The sequence below is a fragment of the Streptomyces sp. NPDC058375 genome, from assembly GCF_042723425.1.
Taxonomy (GTDB): domain Bacteria; phylum Actinomycetota; class Actinomycetes; order Streptomycetales; family Streptomycetaceae; genus Streptomyces; species Streptomyces durocortorensis.
Map to the genome: position 1 here is coordinate 1 of NZ_JBHXJG010000106.1, position 24189 is coordinate 24189.

The 24189-nt window shown below is 71.6% G+C and carries 20 protein-coding genes; 4 read left to right on the forward strand and 16 right to left on the reverse strand.

Annotation, left to right across the window (positions count from 1 at the left end; translation table 11 throughout):
- Window positions 1-69 precede the first annotated feature (69 nt).
- The 16 genes from ACFWM7_RS18645 to rsmH form a co-directional block, all read right to left on the reverse strand.
- Window positions 70-1218: a DivIVA domain-containing protein gene (locus ACFWM7_RS18645; RefSeq protein ID WP_205086088.1), complete on the reverse strand. Its 1149-nt coding sequence runs from the start codon at window positions 1216-1218 to the stop codon at window positions 70-72.
- 49 nt (window positions 1219-1267) lie between these two features.
- Window positions 1268-1552 (reverse strand): YggT family protein, encoded by a 285-nt coding sequence (locus tag ACFWM7_RS18650; protein ID WP_006123846.1) that lies wholly within the window; start codon window positions 1550-1552, stop codon window positions 1268-1270.
- A 91-nt stretch (window positions 1553-1643) separates the two neighbouring features.
- Window positions 1644-2285, reverse strand: coding sequence for a cell division protein SepF (locus tag ACFWM7_RS18655; protein ID WP_383262055.1), 642 nt, complete (start codon window positions 2283-2285; stop codon window positions 1644-1646).
- A gap of 125 nt (window positions 2286-2410) precedes the next feature.
- Window positions 2411-3130: a YggS family pyridoxal phosphate-dependent enzyme gene (locus ACFWM7_RS18660; RefSeq protein ID WP_383262059.1), complete on the reverse strand. Its 720-nt coding sequence runs from the start codon at window positions 3128-3130 to the stop codon at window positions 2411-2413.
- Window positions 3131-3136: 6 nt separating this feature from the next.
- Window positions 3137-3877 carry a peptidoglycan editing factor PgeF gene (gene pgeF, locus ACFWM7_RS18665; RefSeq protein ID WP_383262065.1) on the reverse strand — a complete coding sequence of 247 codons (741 nt, stop codon included), beginning with the start codon at window positions 3875-3877 and terminating at the stop codon, window positions 3137-3139.
- Window positions 3874-5097, reverse strand: a complete 1224-nt coding sequence (ftsZ, locus tag ACFWM7_RS18670; RefSeq protein WP_383065719.1) for a cell division protein FtsZ — start codon at window positions 5095-5097, stop codon at window positions 3874-3876. The genes pgeF and ftsZ overlap by 4 nt, the downstream gene beginning before the upstream one ends.
- Before the next feature lie 276 nt (window positions 5098-5373).
- Window positions 5374-6168, reverse strand: coding sequence for a cell division protein FtsQ/DivIB (locus ACFWM7_RS18675; protein WP_383262069.1), 795 nt, complete (start codon window positions 6166-6168; stop codon window positions 5374-5376).
- 62 nt (window positions 6169-6230) lie between these two features.
- Window positions 6231-7319: an undecaprenyldiphospho-muramoylpentapeptide beta-N-acetylglucosaminyltransferase gene (murG, locus tag ACFWM7_RS18680; RefSeq protein WP_007451369.1), complete on the reverse strand. Its 1089-nt coding sequence runs from the start codon at window positions 7317-7319 to the stop codon at window positions 6231-6233.
- A 6-nt stretch (window positions 7320-7325) separates the two neighbouring features.
- Window positions 7326-8768 carry a putative lipid II flippase FtsW gene (gene ftsW / locus ACFWM7_RS18685; protein ID WP_383262071.1) on the reverse strand — a complete coding sequence of 481 codons (1443 nt, stop codon included), beginning with the start codon at window positions 8766-8768 and terminating at the stop codon, window positions 7326-7328.
- 64 nt (window positions 8769-8832) lie between these two features.
- Window positions 8833-10275 (reverse strand): UDP-N-acetylmuramoyl-L-alanine--D-glutamate ligase, encoded by a 1443-nt coding sequence (gene murD, locus ACFWM7_RS18690; protein ID WP_383262073.1) that lies wholly within the window; start codon window positions 10273-10275, stop codon window positions 8833-8835.
- Window positions 10257-11327 (reverse strand): phospho-N-acetylmuramoyl-pentapeptide-transferase, encoded by a 1071-nt coding sequence (mraY, locus tag ACFWM7_RS18695; RefSeq protein WP_383262076.1) that lies wholly within the window; start codon window positions 11325-11327, stop codon window positions 10257-10259. Before mraY ends, murD begins: the two co-directional genes overlap by 19 nt.
- Window positions 11324-12745, reverse strand: coding sequence for a UDP-N-acetylmuramoyl-tripeptide--D-alanyl-D-alanine ligase (gene murF / locus ACFWM7_RS18700; RefSeq protein WP_383262079.1), 1422 nt, complete (start codon window positions 12743-12745; stop codon window positions 11324-11326). The genes mraY and murF overlap by 4 nt, the downstream gene beginning before the upstream one ends.
- A 4-nt stretch (window positions 12746-12749) precedes the next feature.
- Entirely contained in the window at window positions 12750-14465 is a 1716-nt protein-coding gene (locus ACFWM7_RS18705; RefSeq protein ID WP_383262081.1) for a UDP-N-acetylmuramoyl-L-alanyl-D-glutamate--2,6-diaminopimelate ligase, read from the reverse strand.
- A 40-nt stretch (window positions 14466-14505) separates the two neighbouring features.
- On the reverse strand, window positions 14506-16488 hold the full coding sequence (locus ACFWM7_RS18710; RefSeq protein WP_383262083.1) for a peptidoglycan D,D-transpeptidase FtsI family protein: 1983 nt from the start codon (window positions 16486-16488) through the stop codon (window positions 14506-14508).
- Window positions 16489-16492: 4 nt separating this feature from the next.
- A complete protein-coding gene (locus ACFWM7_RS18715) occupies window positions 16493-17050 on the reverse strand; it encodes a septum formation initiator (protein WP_383262085.1) in 558 nt (185 codons plus the stop codon).
- Window positions 17051-17087: 37 nt separating this feature from the next.
- On the reverse strand, window positions 17088-18053 hold the full coding sequence (rsmH, locus tag ACFWM7_RS18720) for a 16S rRNA (cytosine(1402)-N(4))-methyltransferase RsmH (RefSeq protein WP_383262088.1): 966 nt from the start codon (window positions 18051-18053) through the stop codon (window positions 17088-17090).
- A 429-nt stretch (window positions 18054-18482) separates the two neighbouring features.
- Between rsmH and ACFWM7_RS18725 the strand changes: the two genes are divergently transcribed.
- The 4 genes from ACFWM7_RS18725 (at window position 18483) to ACFWM7_RS18740 (ending at window position 24128) form a co-directional block, all read left to right on the forward strand.
- Window positions 18483-19046 carry a beta-class carbonic anhydrase gene (locus ACFWM7_RS18725; protein WP_383262091.1) on the forward strand — a complete coding sequence of 188 codons (564 nt, stop codon included), beginning with the start codon at window positions 18483-18485 and terminating at the stop codon, window positions 19044-19046.
- A 251-nt stretch (window positions 19047-19297) separates the two neighbouring features.
- Window positions 19298-20350 (forward strand): AAA family ATPase, encoded by a 1053-nt coding sequence (locus tag ACFWM7_RS18730; RefSeq protein WP_383262094.1) that lies wholly within the window; start codon window positions 19298-19300, stop codon window positions 20348-20350.
- Window positions 20350-21717, forward strand: coding sequence for a DUF58 domain-containing protein (locus tag ACFWM7_RS18735; protein WP_383262096.1), 1368 nt, complete (start codon window positions 20350-20352; stop codon window positions 21715-21717). Before ACFWM7_RS18730 ends, ACFWM7_RS18735 begins: the two co-directional genes overlap by 1 nt.
- The gene (locus ACFWM7_RS18740) at window positions 21714-24128 is read left to right on the forward strand and encodes a DUF3488 and DUF4129 domain-containing transglutaminase family protein (protein ID WP_383262097.1); all 2415 of its coding nucleotides are present in this window, start codon (window positions 21714-21716) and stop codon (window positions 24126-24128) included. The genes ACFWM7_RS18735 and ACFWM7_RS18740 overlap by 4 nt, the downstream gene beginning before the upstream one ends.
- Window positions 24129-24189 lie beyond the last annotated feature (61 nt).

Below are 24189 nucleotides of genomic sequence, written 5' to 3' on the forward strand. Positions count from 1 at the left end.
GCCCCGGGGAAACCCCGGGGCCCGGCCCTCAGCCTGCCGACGGCTACGCGCTCAGCGAGCGCGCACCGCTCAGTTGTCGTCCTCGTCGATCAGGAACCCACGCATCGGCGAAGGCGCCTGCTGCATCGGCTGCGGCGCCTGCGGCCGCACCGGCGCCATCGGCTGCGTCATGGCCGGCGACATCTGCTGCTGGCCACCGTAGGACGGTCCGCTGCCCATCGACTGGCCGCCACCCATCTGCTGGCCGCCATGGCCACCGTGGTTGGAGCCGCCCATGGAGTGACCCATCGCACCCGCACCGGCCGGGGCCAGCGAGGGGGACGGCGGCAGCGAAGCGGCGGCCGGCGTCCGCGGCGGGGCGAGCGAGTCGTCCGCCTGGGTCTCCAGCTGGCGCAGCTGGCTCTCCAGGTAGGACTTCAGCCGCGTACGGTACTCGCGCTCGAAGCCACGCAGGTCCTCGACCTTGCGCTCCAACGTCGCGCGGGCCGACTCCAGCGAGCCCATCGCCACGCGGTGCTTCTCCTGCGCGTCCCGCTCCAGGGCGTCGGCCTTGGCGCGCGCGTCGCGCTCCAGGCCCTCGGCACGGCTCCGCGCCTCGCCGACGATCTTGTTGGCCTCGGAACGGGCCTCCGCGATCGCCTGGTCGGCGGTCTGCTGCGCGAGCGAGAGGACACGGGCGGCGCTGTCACCACCGGGGCCCTGCCCCTGCTGCTGCATCTGCGGCGGCTGCATCTGCTGCATCTGCTGCTGGGGGTGCTGACCCATGGGGCCGCCCATCGGGCCACCCATGGGACCGCCCTGCATCGGGCCGGGGCCGTGCGGGCCCTGCGGACCGGGGCCGTGGCCACCCTGGGGGCCATGACCGCTGGGACCTGCGGGCAGCTGCGGCGCGCCACCGGGCAGCTGGGGCGGGCCCATCTGCGGGGGCTGCTGCTGCTGCGGCGGTCCAGATATGGCGGCGGGAACGGGCGCGCCCGGGCGGTCCTGCTGCTCCGGGGGCTTGCGCATACCCTGCTGCTGTTGCTGCTGCTGGTTCTGCGCGGCGGCGCGCGTCGCAGCGGCCAGTTTGGCGCGCAGGTCCTCGTTCTCACGGAGCAGACGGGTCAGCTCCGATTCGACCTCGTCGAGAAAGGCATCGACCTCGTCCTCGTCATAGCCTTCTCGGAGGCGGACGGTCGTGAACTGCTTGTTCCGCACGTCCTCGGGGGTCAACGGCATCTCTTCTTCACCTCTACGTAGTCGTCGGCAGTCGGCAAGACCGTATCGCTCACAACCTGACCACAACGCTGATCAGGATGTAGACGATGATCATCAGAACGAAGAAGGACAGGTCGAGTGCCACGCCCCCGAGACGCAGCGGCGGGATGAACCGCCGCAGAAGCTTGAGCGGTGGATCGGTGACAGTGTAGGTGGCCTCAAGTACGACCACCATCGCCTTGCCGGGTTGCCATGAACGTGCGAACTGGAAGACATAGTCCATGACCAGCCGGAAGATCAGCACGATGAGGAAACACATCAGCGCGATATAGACCACATCCAGTGCGACGCCCATGTCTCGCGCTTCCCTCTCCCCTGGCTCTCGTCAGCTCCGGCCTCGCGGCCGGCACCGGCCTTTCGGCCGGGTCGTTCCCGGTGTCGTGTTCTCAGCTCTGGTTGAAGAATCCGCCCTCTGCGATGCGGGCCTTGTCCTCCGCCGTGACATCGACGTTAGCAGGCGACAACAGGAACACCTTCTGCGTCACGCGTTCAATGCTGCCATGGAGACCGAAGACGAGTCCCGCGGCAAAGTCGACAAGTCGCTTCGCGTCCGTATCGTCCATCTCCGTGAGATTCATGATCACCGGAGTGCCCTCACGGAAGTGTTCCCCGATGGTACGGGCCTCGTTGTAGGTCCTGGGGTGCAGCGTGGTGATGCGGTACGGCTCCCGCTCGGACACGACCTTGGGCATGATCACCGGTGCGTTCTTCTCCATGTTCGGGCGTTCAGGTGTGATGGATGCCACGGGTGCGATCCGGGCGGGTCGCGCGCTTTCCGCGGGGAGCTGAACCGGCTCTCTCTGAGCGGGGGGTTGCACCACTCGCACCGGTTCGTCCCTTTCGCGCTCACGCTCGCGGTCGCGCTCCCGGTCCCGTTCCACCTGGTGCGGGGGCTGGTGCCGCCGCCGGTCGCGCTCGGGCTCCGGCTCAGGTTCGAATTCGTCATCGGGGTCGAACCCCGGACCGTCGTACCCATCGTCCTCCACGAGGCCGAGGTAGACCGCCATCTTGCGCATCGCGCCGGCCATGCTCCGAGTCCTCCGCTCTGTGGTGGATCGGCATTCGTCACCAAGTGCCAGCGATCCACTGTGGTCTGCCCGCTAGAAGTGGGAATGACCATATTTTCTGCTGTGGTCCGACTTGCTTCGCGACGTTACCCGAGCCGGGGTCGGACTCCGAGTACCGCCGTACCGACGCGTACATGTGTCGCTCCGGCCGCCACCGCGTCCTCCAGGTCCCCGCTCATACCTGCGGAGACCATGTTCGCAGCCGGATGATCGGCGCGCAGGCGGGATGAGATTTCCATCAGCCGGTCGAACGCGGCCCGTTGCCGGCCGGCGTACTCCCCGGCCAGCGGCGCCACGGTCATCAGCCCGTCGAGCCGGAGTCCGGGAGCCCCGCCGATCGCGGCGGCCAACTCCTCGACCCCGTCCGGCGCGACACCGCCGCGCTCACCACGCTCGCCGCTCTCCGCGTCCAGGGCGACCTGGATCAGGCAGCCGAGTTCGCGCTCCCCCCGCACCGCGGCGGTGGAGAGAGCGGTGACCAGCTTGGCGCGGTCCACCGACTGCACCACATCGGCATAACTGGTCACAGAACGAACCTTGTTCGTCTGCAATTGTCCGACAAAGTGCCATGTCAGCGAAAGATCCGCACAAGCGGTGGCTTTGGGGGCGGCGTCCTGGTCACGATTCTCCGCGACATGGCGCACACCGAGTTGATGCAGGATCCGCACATCGCTCGCGGGGTAGGTCTTGGTGACCACGATCAGGGTCACTTCCTCCCGCTTGCGCCCCGCGGCGGCACAGGAGGAGACGATCCTTTCCTCCACCTGTGCGAGATTCGCCGCGAGTTGAGCTTTACGGTCCGTCATGCCCTATCAGTCCAACCAGACATATCCGGCGAGCCGCCCGGTGACGCGGTCGCGGCGGTACGAGAAGTGGTCGCCCGATTCCAGGGTGCAGTACGGCGAGGAGTGCCGGTCCGTCACGCCGAGAGCGGCGAGCTGGGCGTGGACTCCGCCGGTGACGTCCACCGCCGGAGTGCCCCAGCTGGTCTCGGACCAGGTGCCGGGGACGGCCTCGGCGACCTCGGCCCGCATCGCCTCCGGCACTTCGTAGCACCGTCCGCAGACGGCCGGTCCGGTGTGCGCGGTGATCCGGGAGGGGTGTGCGCCGAGCGCGATCATGGCTTCGACCGCCGCCGGTACCACTCCGGCGACCAGTCCCGGACGCCCGGCGTGCGCCGCCCCGACGACTCCGGCGACCGGGTCGGCGAGGAGGACGGGGGTGCAGTCGGCGGTGAGGACCGCGAGCGGCAGCCCGCGCCGGGCGGTCACCACCGCGTCCACGGCCGGAATCTCCGCGTTCGCACCCCAGGGTCCGTCCACCACCGCGACGTCCCGGCCGTGCACCTGGTTCATCCAGACGACGAGCGCCGGGTCGATGCCGAGGTCGCGCGCGGCACGCTCCCGGTTCGCGCCGACGGCGGCGGGGTCGTCTCCGACCGCGCCGCCGAGGTTGAGCTCACCGTACGGAGCGGCGCTCACTCCGCCCCACCGGTCGGTGAAGGCGAAATGAGCGCTGCCCGTGGCGGTTGCCGCCGGGTGCTGATCTATCACTTCAAGAAGTCCGGTACGTCCAGCTCTTCGGCCTGGGTGTCCTGGTAGGGACGGGCCGGCGGGACGTGCGGCGGAGAGACGGGCGGCAGCGCGCTCTCGCTCGAAGCCGACGCGGGGGCGGGCTCGGCCGGGGCCGGGCTCTCCTCGCGCGGGGGTACGGAACCGAGTCCGCCGGTCGGGCGCGCGGGCTCGGCGGAGGACCTGACCGGGGCGGCCGGCTCCTCGCGCTTGTTGCTGTTCGCGCCGAGGACGTTCTCCCGGCGGGCCGGCGGCTGCCCGCCGTCGAAGCCCGCGGCGATCACGGTGACCCGGACCTCGTCGCCCAGGGCGTCGTCGATGACGGCGCCGAAGATGATGTTGGCCTCGGGGTGCGCCGCCTCGCTCACCAGCTGGGCGGCCTCGTTGATCTCGAAGAGACCGAGGTCGCTGCCGCCGGAGATGGAGAGCAGGACCCCGCGGGCGCCGTCGATGGAGGCTTCCAGGAGGGGCGAGGAGATCGCCATCTCCGCGGCCGCCACCGCGCGGTCGTCGCCGCGCGCCGAGCCGATGCCCATGAGCGCCGATCCGGCCTCGGACATGACCGACTTGACGTCGGCGAAGTCGAGGTTGATCAGGCCCGGGGTGGTGATGAGGTCGGTGATGCCCTGGACACCCGAGAGCAGCACCTGGTCGGCCGACTTGAACGCGTCGAGCACGCTGACCTGACGGTCCGAGATGGACAGCAGGCGGTCGTTGGGAATGACGATGAGGGTGTCGACCTCTTCGCGGAGTTCGGCGATGCCGTCCTCCGCCTGGTTCGCGCGTCGCCGGCCCTCGAAGGTGAACGGGCGGGTGACCACGCCGATCGTCAGGGCGCCGAGCGAGCGCGCGATGTTGGCGACGACGGGTGCGCCGCCGGTGCCGGTGCCGCCGCCCTCTCCGGCGGTGACGAAGACCATGTCGGCCCCCTTGAGGACCTCCTCGATCTCCTCACGGTGGTCCTCTGCCGCCTTACGACCGACGGCCGGGTTCGCCCCGGCGCCGAGGCCCCGGGTGAGTTCGCGGCCGACGTCGAGCTTGACGTCGGCGTCGCTCATCAACAGGGCTTGTGCGTCCGTGTTGATGGCGATGAACTCGACGCCCTTGAGACCGACCTCGATCATTCGGTTGATGGCATTGACACCACCGCCGCCGACACCGATGACCTTGATGACTGCGAGGTAGTTCTGCGGTGCTGCCACGTCGAAGGCCTCTCGCCTCGAGTTACGTGTCGTCGCTCTGCGGTGGCCCCGCGGCGACGACTGATGTCGATGGGGACGGTCCGAACGCCGACCCAAACCCTAACGCTGAAGTTTAGGGTTACCAGTGTGTCTGCTTCCTGGACTCTTCCGAACAGGACACTAAGTCGACAAGTGGCGCACGTTCAACGAACACGCCGAACCTCCCGTTTTTCTTTTCACCCTATGTGATCACCCGTAGCGCTGACCAACCAGGGTGCTGGCCAGCACAAATGCCCGTCAACTGCCCGATACCGCCGGGGCGGTGGGAGCGCTTACGTCGAACTGTCCGCCTTTGGGCTCCGCCTTCATGAGCGCGGCGAGAATGCGCGCCTTCGCCGTGCCGTCCTCGCCGCTGCCCCAGATCACCTCGCGATCCCGGGTGAGCAGCAGGGAGATCGCGTCGAACGAGGTGACCCGGACGACTTCGGTGTCCTTGGCGACACCCGCCGGAAGGTCGCCGGCGACCCGGACCGCTTCCCGCAACAGACGGTCGTCGCCGAAGCGGCGAAGGCTCGCGGACGGCTCGGGCTTCAGCTCCAGGAGGGGCACACCCTTCGGCGCCTGGTCCACGGTGGCGAAGCGCACGCCCTTGGCGTCCACTTCCACGAACTTCCCGCCCTTTTCGACCAGAAGGACCGGCTTTCGCTCCGTCACCTTAAGGCCGATGCCGTGCGGCCAGGACCGAACGACGTCAACCGTGTCGATACGAGGCAGCTTCTGGCGCAACCGGTGTTCCATGGCGTCGGTGTCCACCGAGACCAGCGGGGCGCCGATCGGGGTGGCGGCAACCGCTTCCACTTCTTCACGGGTCAGGACCTCGACGCCGCTCGTGCTGACCTTCTCCACCCGGAGCCAGGAGGAGCCGTAGAGCACCCACACCGCGAACGCGGTGAGCAGGGCGACGGCGACGCCGATCAGGACCAGCAGCAGACGGCGGCTGATCCGGGGCCCCTCGGGGCCGATGTGCGGCGGGCGGGCGGAGGTGTCCGCCCGCCCGGGTGCGCCGCGCTGGGCGGTCGTCGGTCCGGCCACGCTCGCTCCTTCGCCGGACCCGGGGCGCCCGCCCCGGGTCCGCACCGCATCGCGCCGTACGCCTAGCGGCGCGCGGCGATCGCTTCGTACACCATGCCGACGAGCAGGTCGTCGGCGTCGCGCCGGCCGAACTCGGCGGCGGCGCGGGACATTTCGTACAGCCGGTGGGGGTCCGACAGCACCGGCAGGACGTTGCCCTGCACCCACTCCGGGGTGAGCGCCGCGTCGTCCACCAGCAGGCCGCCGCCGGCGTTGACCACCGGCTGGGCGTTGAGCCGCTGTTCGCCGTTGCCGATGGGCAGCGGGACATAGGCGGCGGGGAGCCCGACGGCGGAGAGTTCGGCGACGGTCATCGCGCCCGCGCGGCAGAGCATCATGTCGGCCGCGGCGTACGCGAGGTCCATCCGGTCCACGTACGGTACCGGGATGTAGGGCGGCATCCCGGGCATGTTGTCGATCCGCGGCAATTCGTTCTTCGGGCCGACCACATGGAGGATCTGGATCCCGGAGCGCTGGAGCAGCGGCGCGACCCGCTGGACGACCTCGTTGAGGTGGCGCGCGCCCTGCGAGCCGCCGGAGACCAGCAGCGTCGGCAGGTTGGGGTCGAGGCCGAAGGAGGCGCGGGCCTCCGGGCGGACCCGGGCGCGGTCCAGGGTGGCGATGGTGCGGCGCAGCGGGATGCCGATGTAGCGGGCGCCGCGCAGCTTGCTGTCCGGGGTGGAGACGGCGACCCCGTGGGCGTACCGCGAGCCGATCTTGTTGGCGAGGCCCGGCCGGGCGTTGGCCTCGTGGACCACGATCGGCACTCCGGCCCGTTTGGCGGCCAGGTAGCCGGGCAGCGCGACGTAGCCGCCGAAGCCGACCACGCAGTCCGCCTTGGTGCGCTCCAGGATCTGCTCGGCGGCCTTGATGGTGCCGCGCAGCCGGCCCGGGACAGTGATCAGTTCGGGCGTGGGCTTACGGGGCAGCGGGACCGCGGGGATGAGCGCCAGCTCGTACCCCCGCTCGGGTACGAGCCTGGTCTCCAGGCCGCGTTCCGTGCCGAGGGCAGTGATTCCCACGGTCGGGTCCTGCCTCCGCAGGGCGTCTGCGAGGGCAAGCGCGGGCTCGATGTGTCCGGCGGTCCCCCCGCCGGCGAGTACGACATGCACCGAAATTCACCGCTCTCCGGACGAACGCTTCTTGACGCGCCGTCTCATCGTCTTCCATCTCACCCCGGGCTTCCGCATGGCCAGGGCCGCCTTCGCCGCGGGGTCCTCCCGTGCGAAGGCGATCATCAGCCCGACCGCGAACATCGTCGGCAGCAGGGCCGACCCCCCGTAGGAGAACAGCGGGAGCGGAACCCCGGCGATCGGCAACAGGCCGAGCACCGCACCGATGTTGATCACGGCCTGGGCCGTGATCCACGTGGTCACGCCTCCCGCGGCATACCTCACGAAGGGGTCCTCCGTGCGTCCGGCCACGCGGATACCCGCATAGCCTAGAGCCGCGAACAGGGCGAGCACGGACAGCGTCCCCGCCAGACCCAGTTCCTCACCGGTGATCGCGAAGATGAAGTCGGTGTGGGGTTCCGGGAGTTGACCCCATTTTTCCACACTCGCACCCAGCCCGGAACCGAACCATCCGCCGGAGGCCAGAGCGTAGATTCCGTGGGCGGCCTGCCAGCAGCCGTCCTCCGGGTCGGGTTCGCCGACGATGCCCATGCAGGAGAGCCTGGACATCCGGTTGGGGCTGGTCCAGATCAGCAGGAACGCGAGGACGGCGGCGAAGCCGAGGACTCCGGCGAACAGCCGGGTGGGGGCGCCGGCCAGCCAGAGCAGGCCGAACAGGATCGCCGTGAGAATGATCGCGGTTCCCATGTCGCCGCCGAGCATGATCAGCCCGAGCAGCATGAAGGCGACCGGGACGAGCGGCACGAGCATGTGCTTCCACTGCGTCAGCAACCGCTTGTCCTGCTTGCGGGCCAGCAGGTCCGCGCCCCACAGGATGAGGGCCAGCTTGCCGAACTCGCTGGGCTGGAGCTGGAACGGGCCGCCCAGATAGAGCCAGTTCTGGTTGCCGTTGACCGACATCCCTATCCCCGGCACCTGGACCAGGACCATCAGGAAGACGGTGACCATCAGTATCGGGTAGGCCAGCCCTCGGTGGAGCTTCACGGGCATCCGGGCGGCGATCAGCATGAGCCCGCCGCCGATGACGGCGGCGAGGAACTGCTTGCCGAAGAAGTACGTCGCGGGCTTGCTGATGTCCAGCGCCTTGATCATCGAGGCGGAGTAGACCATCACCAGGCCCAGCACGGTGATCAGGAGGCTGGAGCCGAGGATCACGTAGTAGGCGGTCAGGGGCCGGTCCCAGGCCCGCCGTGCCCGCTCGTAGGCCCGGCGCGGCCCGCCGCCGCGCCCGGAGCGCGGGGTACGGGAGCCGGACCCGCCGCGTCCGGAGCCGTGGGGCGTCTCGGGGCGCCGGGCGCCGGTGGCGAGCCGGCCGCGCAGGGCGAGCCCGGCGGGCAGGCGTACGCCGGAGGGGGCGGGCGTCGCCGCGAGGGGGCGCGAGGCCTGTGCGCTCTCCCGCCGTACGGCGAATCTCTCGTCGGCCGGCATTGTCGCTGTCCCCTCCACTGCTCGTGCCCGGGGCCCGTGACCCCAGGCGCGGAGGCCCGGTCGGTCAGGCGCTCTGGTCGGCGCGTGCGCGGACCGCGTCCGCGAACGCCTCGCCCCGCTTGTTGTAGTTGATGAACATGTCCATCGAGGCACAGGCCGGGGCAAGCAGTACCGTATCGCCCGGCCGGGCGAGCTCGGCCGCCCGTGCGACCGCTTCGGACATGGCCCCAGTGTCGGTGCGGTCGAGGTCGACCACCGGGACTTCCGGGGCGTGTCGCGTCAGGGCTTCGTGGATCAGCGCGCGGTCGGCGCCCATCAGCACGACCCCGCGCAGCCGCTTCGCCGCGCCGGTGACCAGTTCGTCGAAGGTGGCGCCCTTGGCCAGTCCGCCGGCGATCCAGACGATGGAGTCGTAGGCGGCGAGCGAGGCCTCGGCGGCGTGGGTGTTGGTGGCCTTGGAGTCGTCGACGTAGGCGACTTCGTCGATGTCGGCGACGTGTTCGATGCGGTGGGCGTCCGGCCGGAAGGCGCGCAGCCCGTCGCGGACGGCGGACGGTTCCACGCCGAAGGCGCGGGCGAGGGCGGCGGCCGCGAGGGCGTTGGCGATGTTGTGCGGGGCCGGCGGGTTGACGTCGGTGACCTCGGCCAGCTCCTGGGCCTGCTTCTGGCGGTTGGCGACGAACGCCCGGTCGACGAGGATGCCGTCGACCACGCCGAGCTGCGAGGGGCCGGGGGCGCCGAGGGTGAAGCCGATGGCCCGGCAGCCCTCCTCGACGTCGGCCTCGCGGACCAGGTCCTCGGTGGCCGGATCGGCGACGTTGTAGACGCAGGCCACGGTGTTGCCCTCGTAGACCCGGCCCTTGTCGGCGGCGTACGCCTCCATCGAGCCGTGCCAGTCGAGGTGGTCGGGGGCCAGGTTGAGGACGGCGGCGGAGTGGGCGCGCAGGGAGGGCGCCCAGTGCAGCTGGTAGCTGGAGAGTTCGACGGCGAGGACGTCGTACTCCGTCTCGCCGAGCACCGCGTCCAGCAGCGATACGCCGATGTTGCCGACCGCCGCCGTGCGCAGGCCCGCCGCCTCCAGGATCGAGGCCAGCATCCGTACGGTGGTGGTCTTGCCGTTGGTGCCCGTGACCGCGAGCCAGGGGGCGGGCTTCTTGCCGTTGTCGCCGCGCAGTCGCCAGGCCAGTTCGACGTCGCCCCAGACCGGGACGCCCGCCTCGGCGGCGGCCAGGAAGAGCGGCTTGTCCGGCTGCCAGCCGGGGGCGGTGACGACGAGTTCCGTGGACGGCGGCAGGGTCGCGCCGTCGCCGAGGCGCACGGTGATGCCGAGCGCCTCCACTTCGGCCGCCTGCGCGCGGGCGCGTTCGTCGTCGCCGTCGTTGACGACGGTGACGAGCGCGCCGCGCTCGTGCAGGGCGCGGGCGGCGGGGATTCCGCTGACGCCGAGCCCGGCGACGGTGACGTGCTTGCCCTGCCAGTCCACGGTGCTCACTTCTTGGCTGCCCATCCCGCGTAGAAGAGGCCGAGTCCGACGATCACGCACATGCCCTGGATGATCCAGAAACGGACCACGACCAGGACTTCGGACCACCCCTTGAGTTCGAAGTGGTGCTGGAGCGGGGCCATCCGGAAGACCCGCTTGCCGGTCATCTTGAACGAACCGACCTGGATGACCACGGACATGGTGATCATCACGAAGAGGCCGCCGAGGATGGCGAGCAGGAACTCGGTGCGGGACAGGATCGCGAGGCCCGCGAGCGCGCCGCCGAGGGCGAGGGAGCCGGTGTCGCCCATGAAGATCTTGGCGGGCGAGGTGTTCCACCACAGGAAGCCGAAGCAGGCGCCCATCAGGGCCGCGGCTACGACGGCGAGGTCGAGCGGGTCGCGTACCTCGAAACAGGCGCTGGGGTTGGTCAGGTTGTCCGCGTTGGCGCAGGACTCCTGGAACTGCCAGAGGCCGATGAAGGTGTAGGCGCCGAAGACCATCACGGAGGCGCCGGTGGCCAGGCCGTCGAGGCCGTCGGTGAGGTTCACGCCGTTGGACATGGCGAGGATCATGAACAGCGCCCAGACGCAGAACAGCACCGGGCCGATCGACCAGCCGAAGTCCTCGACGAACGAGAGCCGGGTGGAGGCCGGGGTGTAGTTCATGGAGTTGGGGAACTGGAGCGAGAGCACCGCGAAGGCGATGCCGACGATCAGCTGGCCCGCCATCTTCGCCTTGGCCCGCAGACCGAGCGAACGCTGCTTGACGATCTTGATGTAGTCGTCGAGGAAGCCGACGAGGCCCATGCCCGCCATGAGGAAGAGCACGAGGACGCCGGAGTAGCGGATGTCCTCGCCCGTGATGACCTTCGCGAGGAGGTACGCGATGATCGTCGCCAGGATGAAGGCGATGCCGCCCATCGTGGGCGTGCCCTTCTTGCTGCCGTGGGTGCGCGGGCCGTCGTCCCGGATGAACTGCCCGTAGCCCTTGCGGGCCAGCAGCTTGATAAGCAGCGGGGTACCGACCAGGGTCAGGAAGAGCCCGATGGCCCCCGCGAAGAGGATCTGCCTCATCGGCCGGCGACCTCGCCCTCGGTCGAGTTCTCCAGCAGTGCCTGGGCGACCTTCTCCAGGCCGACCGACCGGGACGCCTTCACCAGCACGACGTCTCCCGGGCGCAGTTCACTGCGCAACAGGTCGACGGCCGCCTGTGCGTCGGACACGTGCACCGACTCCTCACCCCACGAACCCTCGTTATATGCGCCCAGTTGCAGCCAGGAGGCTTCTCTCCCCCCGACAGCGACGAGCTTGCTGACGTTGAGCCGGACGGCGAGCCGTCCGACCGCGTCGTGCTCGGCGAGCGACGCGTCACCGAGCTCGGCCATCTGACCGAGCACCGCCCAGGTGCGCCCCCCGTCGCCCTGCCGGGCCTGGCCCATGGCAGCCAGCGCACGCAGTGCGGCTCTCATGGATTCAGGGTTCGCGTTGTAGGCGTCGTTGACGACCGTCACACCGTCCCCGCGCTCGGTGACCTCCATGCGCCAGCGGGAGAGGGAGCCCGCCTCCGAGAGCGCATCGGCGATCTCGGTCACGGACATGCCCAACTCATGGGCGACGGCGGCCGCGGCGAGCGCGTTCGACACGTGGTGCTCACCGTACAGGCGCATGGTCACGTCGCTGCACCCGGTGGGTGTGTGGAGCTCGAAGGCGGGCCGCCCGTCGGGGGTCATCCTGACCTTCTCGCCCCGTACGTCCGCTTCGGGGGCCTCTCCGAAGAGCAGGACGCGCGCCTTGGTGCGGGAAGCCATCGCGCGTACGAGGGGGTCGTCGGCGTTGAGTACGGCGCAGCCGTCCTCGGGGAGGACCTCGACCAGCTCGCCCTTGGCCTGGGCGATGGCCTCCCGGCTGCCGAACTCGCCGAGGTGCGCGGAGCCGACGTTGAGGACCAGGCCGATGCGGGGCGGCGTGAGGTTGGCCAGGTAGTGGATGTGGCCGATGCCGCGGGCGCCCATCTCCAGGACCAGGTGCTCGGTCTCGGCGGTGGCGCTCAGGGCGGTGACCGGCAGGCCGATCTCGTTGTTGAGGGAGCCGGGCGTCCAGACGGTCGGGCCCTTGCGCTGGAGGAGCTGCGCGATCAGGTCCTTGGTGGACGTCTTGCCCGCGGAGCCGGTGAGGGCGACGACGGTGGTGCCGAGGCGTTCCACGACGGCCCGGGCGAGGGCTCCGAGCGCGCCGACGACGTCGTCCACGACGATCGCCGGAACGCCGACGGGGCGGGCCGCCAGGACGGCTGCCGCACCCGCCTCCACGGCGCGCTGGGCGTAGTCGTGGCCGTCGACCCGTTCGCCGGCGAACGCGGCGAACAGGCTGCCGGGCGCGACCTCACGGGAGTCGATGACGACGGGTCCGGTCACGGTGACTGCCGGATCCGGTATGTCGTGCGGCTGCCCGCCGACGATTCCGGCGATCTCGGCGAGGGAAAGGGTGATCACTTGGTCATCCCTGACTGTTGTTCTCGTGGTGAGGGGCACGGTCGGCGCCGGGGGGCGCCAGGGACCGTTCGATGGCTGCGTGCAGGACCTTGCGGTCGTCGAAGGCGCGGACCACTCCGTGGATGTCCTGGCCCTGTTCGTGCCCCTTGCCCGCGACGAGGACGGTGTCGCCCGGTTCGGCGCGGGCGACGGCGGCGGCGATGGCGGAGGCGCGGTCGGCGTCGACCAGCACGTCGCCGCGTTCGTGGACGGGCACTTCGGCGGCGCCGGAGAGCATCGCGGCGAGGATCGCGAGGGGGTCCTCGGAGCGGGGGTTGTCGGAGGTCAGGACGGCGGTGTCGGCGAGCCGGGCCGCGGCGGCGCCCATCGGGCCGCGTTTGGTGGTGTCGCGGTCGCCGCCGCAGCCGAGGACGATGTGCACCTGGCCCTCGGTGACCTTGCGCAGGGAGCGCAGGACGGACTCGACGGCGTCGGTCTTGTGCGCGTAGTCGACGACGGCGAGGTAGGGCTGTCCGGCGTCCACCCGCTCCAGCCGGCCCGGAACCCCGGGGACGGCCGCGACGCCGTCGGCGGCGATCTGCGGGTCGACGCCCGCGACGGCCAGCGTGACGATCGCGGCGAGGGTGTTGGCGACGTTGAACGGGCCGGGCAGCGGGGCGCGGGCGGTGATGCGCTCGCCCTTGGGGCCGACGGCGGTGAAGGTGCTGTCCTGCGGTCCGACCTCGACGTCCTCGGCGTGCCAGTCGGCGTCCGGGTGGCCCTCTGCGGAGAAGGTGGTGACCGGGACGCCGGACTCGGTGATGAGCCTGCGGCCGTACTCGTCGTCGAAGTTGACCACGCCGCGGTGGCTGCGCTCGGGGGTGAAGAGCTGCGCCTTGGCCTGGAAGTAGTCCTCCATGCCGGAGTGGAACTCCATGTGCTCCGGGCTGAGGTTGTTGAAGACGGCGACGTCGAAGACGCAGCCGTCGACCCGGCCGAGCACCAGGGCGTGGCTGGAGACCTCCATCGCGACGGCCTCGACGCCGCGTTCGCGCATGACGGCGAACAGGGCCTGGAGGTCGGTGGCTTCGGGGGTGGTGCGCTCGGACTTGATGCGCTCGTCGCCGATGCGCATCTCGACCGTGCCGATCAGACCGGTGGGGCGCCCGGCGGCGCGCAGTCCGCCCTCGACGAGGTACGCGGTGGTGGTCTTGCCGGAGGTTCCGGTGATGCCGATCTGGAGCAGGCCGATGCCGGGCCGCCCGTAGATGTCGGCGGCCAGCTCGCCCATCACGGCGCGCGGGTCCTCGGTGACCAGGACCGGCAGGCCGGCGGCGGCGGCGCGTTCGGCGCCGCTGGGGTCGGTGAGGACGGCGACGGCGCCGAGGCCAGCGGCCTGAGCCGCGAAGTCGGCGCCGTGGAGGCGGGCGCCGGGCAGGGCCGCGTACACGTCACCGGGTCGCACGGCCCGTGAGTCGTGCGTGATGCCGGTGACTTCGCCGTCCCCGGCCGCTTCGACGCCGAGCCGGTCGGCCAGCTCGCCGAGAGGGGTGGGCCGGAGCCGGTCCGGTCGGGGCGCTCCCGGGTAGGTCACAGGCGCGTCCTTCTGAGAGGTTTGGGACTGATCAGCGTGGGGCACGGCGGTGAGCGTACCGGGCCGGTGGTGGCTCTCGCGAAGCGAGGCACCCTGGTTCCGGCGGTTCTCGTTCCGGTTCCCGGGGTCGGGGGTGATCGTTGTCACTGAGGGTTCCCTTGGAGGAGATGCTCGCGCATCCCCGTGTTCACTCGCCGGGTTTGAAGGACACCGGCAGCCGGGGCGGCTTGCTGCCGGACGGTGGGGTCTGGAGCGTCTTGAGTGCGAACTCCATGACCTGCTTGTAGATCGGGCCGCAGATCTGGCCGCCGAAGTAGCTGCCCTTGGTGGGGTTCTGGATCGCGCAGTAGACGGTGACCTGCGGGTTGTCGGCGGGGGCGAAGCCGGCGAAGGAGGCGGTGTAGCCCTTGTAGACGCCGCGGACGGGGTCGACCCGGTTGGCGGTCCCGGTCTTGCCCGCGACCCGGTAGCCGGGGATGGCGGCCTTGGTACCGGTCCCTTCGGTGTCGTCGACGACGGACTCCAGCATGGTCGCCAGGGTCTTGGCGGTCTTCTCGCTGACGACCCGGTTCTCCTCGGGGGCGTCAGCCGGGGTGAAGCGGCCGTCGGAGCCCTTGGTGCCGCGTACGAGGGTGGGTGCGACGCGTACGCCTCCGTTGGCGACCGTGGAGTAGACCGAGGCGGCCTGGACGGCGTTGATGGAGAGGCCCTGGCCGAAGGGGATCGTGTACTGCTGCGAGGTCGACCAGTTCTTCGGGTGGGCCAGCAGCCCGGGAGACTCGCCGGGGTAACCGAGGCCGGTCTTCTTGCCGAGGCCGAACTTCCGCAGGTAGTCGTAGAGGACCTTGTTCGACTCCGCCTGGGTCTTGCCGAGCTGACCGGTCGCCAGGATGGTGCCGATGTTGCTGGACTTGGCGAGGACGCCGTTGAGCGTGAGGTACCAGGTGGGGTGGTCGACGTCGTCCTTGAAGAGCCGGTCGCCCCGGTGCAGCCGGTTGGGGACGGTGACATGGGTGCCGGGGGTGGCCGCCCCCTCCTCCAGCACCGCGGCGATCGACATGACCTTGCTGGTGGAGCCGGGCTCGTACACGTCCTGGAGGGCCGCGTTGCCGAGCTGGGCCGAGGTGGCCTCGGAGAGGTCGTTGGGGTCGTAGCCGGGCGAGTTGGCCATGGCCAGCAGCTCGCCGGTCTTCGTGTTCTGCACGATGACGTAGCCGCGGTCGGCCTTGGACTCGGCGACCTGGTCGCTGATGGCCTTCTGCGCGGCCCACTGGATGTCGCGGTCGATGGTCAGCTCGATGTCGGAGCCGGGCACGGCCGGGATCTCGCTGCTGCCCGCGGTGGGCACCCGCCGGCCGCCCGCCTGGGCGTAGCGGATCTTGCCGTCCTCGCCCGCGAGCTCCTTGTTCAGCTGCGATTCGAGGCCGCCGCCGCCCTTGCCGTCGGCGCTGACGAATCCCAGTATCCCGGCGGCGAGGTCCCCGTTGGGGTAGACGCGCTTGGTGGTCGGCTCCTGGAGGACACCGGCCAGGACGTTGGCCCCGGGCCCGCCCTTCAGCTTGTCCTCGGACGCCTTCTCGGCGAAGACGGCCTTGAGGTCCTTGATCTGCTTCCAGACCTGGGGGGTCTGCCGGTAGGCGAGGACGGTGTAGCGCGACTTGGGCGTCGAGAGCTTCTTGACCAGCTCGTCGGCGTCCTTGCCGAGGATCGGGGCGAGCAGCGCGGCGGCCTGCTGCGGGGCGTCGGGCGCCTTGCTCTCCTTCGGCGTGAAGAGCTTGGGGTCGGCCGTGATGTTGTGCGCGTCCACGCTGGTGGCGAGGGCGACGCCCTTGCGGTCGGTGATCTCGCCGCGCTCGGCGGCGACCGTGTACTCCAGGTAGCGGTTCTTCTCGGCCTTGGCCGCGTACGCGCTGGCGTCGACGGCCTGCACCTGCAGCAGCCGGGCCACGAAGGCCAGCATGACCAGGGTCAGCCCGAGGCTGACGAGGCGGAGCCGGGGGCGCGGACTGCCCAGGCGCAGGGAGCGGGGTGCGCGTCCGCGCGCGGTGGTGCGCCCCGGGGCGGGGCGGGGGCGGCGGGCCGGTGAGCGCGCGCCGGAGCGACCGGATCCTCCGTTACGGGGGCGGGCCGGTCCGGGTACGCGGCGGCGCGGCGGTTCCTTGGACGGCACTGCGTCACCTGCCGGGGCTCGTCGGGGGCGGGTTGATCTCCGCCGAGGGGGCGGCTGCCGGGTCGGGCTCGGTCGCGGGTACGGATCCGGAGGGGCCGGCCGAGGCGCCGGAGGCCGAGGGTCCGGCCGCGGGGGCGTCGGGGTCCGGTGAGGCGTCGGTACTCGGGGTGGGGCTGGGGCTCGGGGGCGGGGCGGTCGCCTCCGTCGGCCTGCCGCGGACCGTGCCGTCGGGGTTCAGGAAGGCGGGGCTGCCGCCGGGGACCATGCCCAGCTCCCGGGCGCGCTTCTCCAGGGCGTCGGGCTGGGAGCGGCTGTCGACGTCGCGCTGGAGGGCCTGCTGCTCGTCGGTGAGCTCGGTGGTCTCCCGCTTCAGCTCGCTGAGCCGGAACGATCCCTCGTTGAGGGCCGAGTTCAGCAGGAGCAGGGTGATGAGTCCGCCGCCCAGGAGCACGACGACCAGCAGGACGAAGGGGGTGCGGGCCGCGGTGCTGGGCCCGGTGGACGGCATCAGGCGGGCGAGCCGCGCGGCCCGCCCCTTCAGCGCTGCGGCCGGTTTGCTCACCGCGGGGCTCCCCCGGTGCGGCGCCTGTCCCCGGGGTTCACCGCTCCTCCTCGCGGATGCGCTGGGCGCCGCGCAGCCGGGCGGGGGCGGCGCGCCGGTTCTCGGCGACCTCCTCCTCGGTGGGCAGCTCGGCGCCCCGGGTGAGCTGCTTGAGCCGGGGCTGGTAGCGCTCGGGGACGACGGGCAGTCCGGGGGGCGCGGTGTTGGCGGCGCCGGCCGCGAAGACCTGCTTGACCAGCCGGTCCTCCAGCGAGTGGTACGAGAGCACCGCGATGCGGCCGCCGACGGCGAGGCTCGCGACGGCGGCCGGAATGGCCCGCTCCAGGACGCTCAGCTCGCCGTTGACCTCGATGCGCAGGGCCTGGAAGGTCCGCTTGGCGGGGTTGCCGCCGGTGCGCTTGGCGGCCTGAGGCAGGGCGTCGCGGATCAGCTCGACGAGCCGGGCGCTGTTGCTGAAGGGTTCCTTCTCGCGCTCGCGCACGACGGCGGAGACGATCCGCTTGGCCTGCTTCTCCTCGCCGTACGCGCGCAGGATCCGGACCAGCTCGCCGGGCGGGTAGGTGTTAAGGACCTCGGCGGCGCCCATGCCGGTGGACTGGTCCATGCGCATGTCGAGCGGGGCGTCCTGGGCGTAGGCGAACCCGCGGTCGGCCTCGTCCAGTTGCATGGAGGAGACGCCGAGGTCGAACAGCACGCCCTGGACCTTCGGGATCCCGAGGCGTGCGAGGACCTCGGGGAGTTCGTCGTAGACCGCGTGGACGAGGGTGGCCCGGTCGCCGTAGGGGGCGAGCCGTTCGCCGGAGAGGCGGAGCGCCTCCTTGTCGCGGTCCAGGGCGATCAGCCGGGCGGTGGGGAAGGAGGCGAGCAGGGCCTCGCTGTGGCCGCCGAGGCCGAGGGTGCAGTCGACGACCACGGGCTCGGGGTGCGCCGGGTCCTGGAGAGCCGGGGCCAACAGGTCCAGACACCTCTGGAGCATCACCGGGACGTGTCGGGTCTGGCTCAATGCGCCCTCTCAGGCTCTGTCCCGGGCGGACGGCACGTACGTCCTGGTCCCCGCCCGCTCTGAAGGGGAGGCCCGCCGGCGCCGGGGAAGAGGCGTCGGCCGACCGAGAGCGGGAGAGGGCCGGGTCGCACGTACGCCGCACATCTCGGGGGAAATACGGAATATGCAGGAGGTGCGGGGGGGTGCGTTGGGGCAGGTGGGCGGGAAGACGGATGGTGACTTCGCGTTACTTTAGTCCACCCTGCCATTCGATCGATTCACGATCAACGAACCGGACAGCGCGTCGCGCCACCCGACCGGATGCGGCGAACTCACCCGAACAGGTGCGTCCACCGGGCCCTGTGGGTTAGCTCACAACAAGCCGTGTTGACGTTCTTTGTCCGCTCTCACAGCCCGCCCGTGCCAGGTGGGAAGGCTAACGTCGTATCCATGTCGACTTCTGCTCACTCCCCCGCCGAGTCCGTGACGCCCACCGCTCCGGCGGTCCGCGAGGGGGGCCAGGTCACCGACCGCCTCGTCGCGCTGAACGCCACGTACGCGAAGGACTTCCGCGACCCGGGCATGGACGCGCGCCCCGTCCTCCAGGTCGCCGTGGTCGCCTGCATGGACGCCCGGCTCGACCTGCACGCCGCGCTCGGTCTGGAGCTCGGTGACTGTCACACCATCCGCAACGCGGGCGGCGTGGTCACCGAGGACGTGATCCGTTCGCTGACCATCAGCCAGCGGGCGCTCGGTACCCGCAGCGTGGTCCTCATCCACCACACCAACTGCGGCCTGGAGTCCCTCACCGAGGGCTTCCGCCAGGACCTGGAGCGCGAGGTGGGCCAGCGTCCGGCCTGGGCCGTGGAGGCCTACACGGACGCCGACCAGGACGTGCGCCAGTCGATGCAGCGGGTGCGGACCTCGCCGTTCCTGCTGCACACCGACGACGTGCGCGGGTTCGTCTTCGACGTGACCACCGGTCTGCTGCGGGAGATCGACTCCGTTTCCTGAACGGACTCGCCTCGCCACCGGGCCCTCCGCTGCACCTCACGCACGCATCGCCGTGCACCGCGGCGCCGAAATCGTGACAGACGCTGCCTTTTCACACCCACTTATCCACAGGCGAGTGACACGAAGCGGTAACGGCAACAAGAATGCGGGTGTGACCTCCCCCGGGCCTTCCGGAGGAGTGTCCGATTTTTCGGGGTGGGCCGCGCGGGTACGCGCGACGGCCTCTGCGCAAAAGGGCCGAGGAGGGCCGGGTGACGACCTATGACGATCGAGCGAGCCTCACTGATCTGACCACCACCGCAGAGCGGGTGCGCAGGTCGGTGGAGGGTGTGATCGAGGGCAAGCCCGAGGTCGTACGGCTATCGCTGACCGTGCTGCTCGCCGAGGGGCATCTCCTCATCGAGGACGTCCCCGGGGTCGGCAAGACCATGCTGGCCAAGGCGCTGGCGCGGTCCATCGACTGTTCGGTGCGGCGGATCCAGTTCACGCCGGACCTGCTGCCCTCGGACATCACCGGTGTGTCGATCTTCGACCAGCAGCGGCGGGACTTCGAGTTCAAGCCGGGCGCGATCTTCGCCCAGATCGTGATCGGCGACGAGATCAACCGCGCCTCGCCGAAGACGCAGTCGGCGCTGCTGGAGTCGATGGAGGAGCGCCAGGTCACCATCGACGGGCACACCTACGAGCTGCCCGACCCGTTCATGGTGGTGGCCACGCAGAACCCGGTCGAGATGGAGGGCACCTACCCGCTGCCCGAGGCCCAGCGCGACCGTTTCATGGCCCGGGTCTCCATCGGCTATCCGAGCCCGGAGGCCGAGCTCCAGATGCTCGACGTGCACGGGGGCCTCTCACCGCTGGACGATCTCCAGCCGGTGGCCCACGCCCACGACATCGTGAAGCTGATCGACGCCGTGCGTACGGTGCATGTCGCCGACGCCGTGCGGCGCTACGCCGTGGAGCTCGTCGGGGCCACCCGCAGCCACCCCGACCTCCGGCTCGGCGCCTCCCCGCGCGCGACGCTGCACCTGCTGCGCGCCGCGAAGGCCTCCGCCGCGCTCAGCGGGCGCGACTACGCCCTGCCGGACGATGTGCAGGCGCTGGCCACTCCGGTGCTCGCGCACCGGCTGCTGCCCACCGCCCAGGCCCAGCTGAACCGCCGTACGGCGGAGCAGGTGGTCGGGGAGATCATCCAGCGCATCCCGGTCCCGACCTCGGCCGGCGGCACCGCGCCGCCCGCGCCGGGCGGGCAGGAGCCGGGCCGCCCGCTGTACCACCAGCAGCAGCCCGGGGCACGGCGGCTGTGATGGCGGCCGGTGAGCCCGGCGCCGTGGAGGACGGCGACCGGAAGGGCGGCCTCCGGGCGGCCCTGGGCGGGCTGACCACCCGGGGACGCTCGTTCCTGGCCGCCGGTCTTGCCGCCGCCGTCTGCGCGTACGTCCTGGGCCAGGGCGACCTGCTGCGGGTCGGACTGCTGCTCGCGGTGCTGCCCCTGGTCTGTGTGACCGTGCTCTACCGCACCCGCTACCGGGTCACGGGCACCCGTCGGCTCTCGCCGTCGCGGGTGCCCGCGGGCGCGGAGGCCCGGGTGTACCTGCGGATGGAGAACGTCTCCCGGCTGCCCACCGGCCTGCTGATGCTCCAGGACCGGGTGCCGTACGTCCTGGGCCCGCGCCCCCGCTTCGTCCTGGACCGGGTGGAGGCGGGCGGCCGGCGCGAGGTGTCCTACCGGGTCCGCTCCGACCTGCGCGGCCGCTATCCGCTGGGCCCGTTGCAGCTGCGGCTCAGCGACCCCTTCGGGATGTGCGAGCTGACCCGTTCCTTCAGCGCGTACGACACCCTCGTCGTCATCCCGCGCACGGTGCCGCTGCCCGCGCTGCGGCTGGCGGGCGAGGCCTCCGGGTACGGCGACGGGCGGCAGCGCTCGCTCGCGCTCGCCGGTGAGGACGACATCATTCCGCGCGGCTACCGGCACGGCGACGACCTGCGCCGGGTCCACTGGCGCTCCACCGCGCGCCACGGCGAGCTGATGGTGCGCCGTGAGGAGCAGCCGCAGCGGGCCAGATGCACGGTCCTACTGGACACCCGGCAGATCGGCTACGAGGGCGCCGGGCCCGACTCGGCGTTCGAATGGGCGGTCTCGGGGGCGGCCTCCGCCCTCGTGCACATGCTGGAGCGCGGCTTCGCCGTCCGGCTGCTCACCGACGACGGGAACGCGGTGCCCGGCGAGGGGGCCGGCGGATTCGCCGGCTCGACCCAGGAGTCCGCGGACTCGGCGGGACTGATGCTCGACACGCTCGCCGTGGTCGGCCATTCCGACGGCGGGGGTCTCAGCCGCGCCCATGACGTGCTGCGCGGCGGCAGCGAGGGGCTGCTCATCGCCTTCTTCGGCGATCTGGACGAGGAGCAGACCGCGGTCGCGGCCAGGATGCGGCAGCGCGCCGGCGCCGGGGTCGCCTTCGTCCTGGACAGCGGCGCCTGGGCCGGCGACGAGAGCGCGGCGGGCGCGGCCGACGAACGGCTGCGACGGCTGCGCGAGTCCGGCTGGACGGCGGTGCCGGTGGAGCCGGGGGACGAGTTGCCCGCACTGTGGCAGGTGGCGGGCGGGATGCGCACGGACACGCCGTCCGCCCCGAGCGGCGGCGCGACAGGTTTCGCGGGGGGATGGTCATGAGCGGGCGGGGCAGGCTGGCGCTGAGCGCCTATGCGGCGACACTGCTGGCGGCGGGGGCGCTGATCCCGCTGGTGGAGGGGGTCGGCTGGCTGGTGCAGGCGGCGGTGCTCCTCGGCGTCCAGAGCGGGGTGGGCGCCCTCGCCCGCCGGGCGCCGCTGGCCCGGACGCTGACGCTCGCCGCCCAGGCGCTGGTCACCCTGGTGCTGCTGACGCTGGTGTTCGCCCGGGACCACGCGCTGTTGGGGGTGCTGCCCGGCCCGCAGGCCGTGATGCGGCTGGGCGAGCTGCTGGTGGCGGGCGGCGAGGACGTCGGTACGTACTCCACCCCGGCCCCGCTGACCGACGGCATCAAGCTGATGGTGGTCGGCGGGGTGGTCCTGATCGGTCTCGCCGTGGACGCCATGGCGGTGACCTTCCGCAGCGCGGCCCCGGCCGGACTGCCGCTCCTCGCCCTGTACTCGGTCGCGGCCGGTCTCTCCGACGGGGGGGCGAGCTGGCTGTGGTTCCTGCTGGCCGCCTCCGGCTATCTGCTGCTCCTGCTGGCGGAGGGCCGGGACCGGCTCTCCCAGTGGGGTCGCGTCTTCGGCGGGGCCGCGCGGAACTCGGGCGGTCTGGCCGACGGGCTGTCCGGGGTGAGCGGCGGGCCCTCCCCCGTCCGCACCGGGCGGCGGATCGGCGTGCTGGCGCTCGGCATCGCCCTGGTGGCCCCGCTGGCCCTGCCCGCGCTGGACAGCGGTCTGCTGGGCGGCAACGGCCCGGGGAACGGCAAGGGCAGCGGCGGCACCATCTCCGCGGTGAATCCGCTCGTCTCGCTCCAGAACAACCTCAACCAGCCGGAGAACCGGGAGGTGATGACGTACCGCAGCAACATCCAGGACCCGCAGAACCTCTATCTGAGGATCCTGGCCCTGGACGAGTTCAACGGCAGCGAGTGGCGCTCCTCCACCCGGCGGCTGACGGACGTCCCCGACCGCCTTCCCCAGCCCACCGGGCTGGGCGGGGACGTCTCGGTCACCGAGGTCCGGACGAACATCTCCGCCTCGCGCTCCTACCAGCAGACGTATCTGCCGCTCCCCTACCCGGCGAGCGAGGTCCGCGTCGGCGGCCGCTGGCGGTTCGAGCCCGAGGGCCGCACCCTGGTCGGCGACGACGGGCAGACCACGCGCGGCGCGCAGTACGAGGTCGGCAGTCTGGTCGTCGAGCCCACGGCGGAGCAGCTCGCGGCAGCGGGTCAGCCGCCCGGGGAGCTGCTCCGCGAGTACACCCAGCTCCCCGGCTCACTGCCGGACGTGGTCGCCGAGACCGCCGAGCAGGTCACGGAAGGCTCGGCCAACGCCTACGAGCGGGCCGTGAAGCTCCAGGACTGGTTCGCCTCCGAGGGCGGTTTCACGTACGACACGACGGTCACTTCGGGGACGGGGTCGTCCGCCATCGCGCGGTTCCTCCGTGACAAGGAGGGGTTCTGCGTCCACTTCTCGTTCTCGATGGCCGCGATGGCCCGGACGCTGGGCATCCCGGCCCGGGTCGCGGTCGGCTTCACCCCGGGCACCGTGAAGTCGAACGGGGCGACCTCGGTCGGACTGCGCGACGCGCACGCCTGGCCCGAGCTGTATTTCCAGGGGGTCGGGTGGACCCGGTTCGAGCCCACTCCGAGCCGGGGCAGCACCCCTTCGTGGACCCGGCCCGAGGTCCCCACGGACAGCGCGAGCGACGCGGCCGAGCCCTCCGCGGACACCTCCACCGAGCCGTCCGCCGCTCCCTCCGCCGATGACAGCTGCCCGCCGCAGTTGCGCCAGGAAGGCGGGTGCGGGCCCTCGCAGGAGCCGGGGGCCGCGCTGCCGACCGACCGGGACACCCCGGCCGGGACGGTGCTGCTGATGGTTCTCGGGGCGGTCCTGGTGCTGGCGCTGCCGTTGTCACCGCTGCTGTGGCGGACCCGGGCGAGAAACCGCCGGCTGGGCTCCGGGGGCCGGACACCCGCGGACGCCGCCGCGCGGACGCTGGCCGCCTGGCGGGAGATCACCGACACGGCCTGGGACCACGGCATCGCGCCGGACGAGTCGCTGACGCCCCGGAAGGCGGCGGCCCGGATCGTGCGGCTGGGCCGGCTCGACACCACCGCGGCCGAGGCCGTGCACCGGATCGCGGGCTCGGTGGAGCAGGTGCTGTACGCCCCCGAGCCGCGCCCGGCGGGCGGCCTCGCCGAGGACGCGGCGGCGGTACGGGCAGGTCTGCAGGCGTCGGCGGGGCGCGGCACCCGGCTGCGGGCAACGCTCCTGCCTCGCTCGTCCGTCCGGGTGGTGTGGGGCGTCGCCGACCGCCGGACGGCGCTCGCGGAGCGGTGGGCGGGCCGCCCGGAAGCCGGTCGCTGGTCGGCCCGGCTGCGCCGCCTCACCCGCCAGCACGGCTGAGGCGGCCGGCGGGCCGCGCACGAGAGGCCCCCGGCCCGGGCCCTTCCGAAGGGTCCGGGCC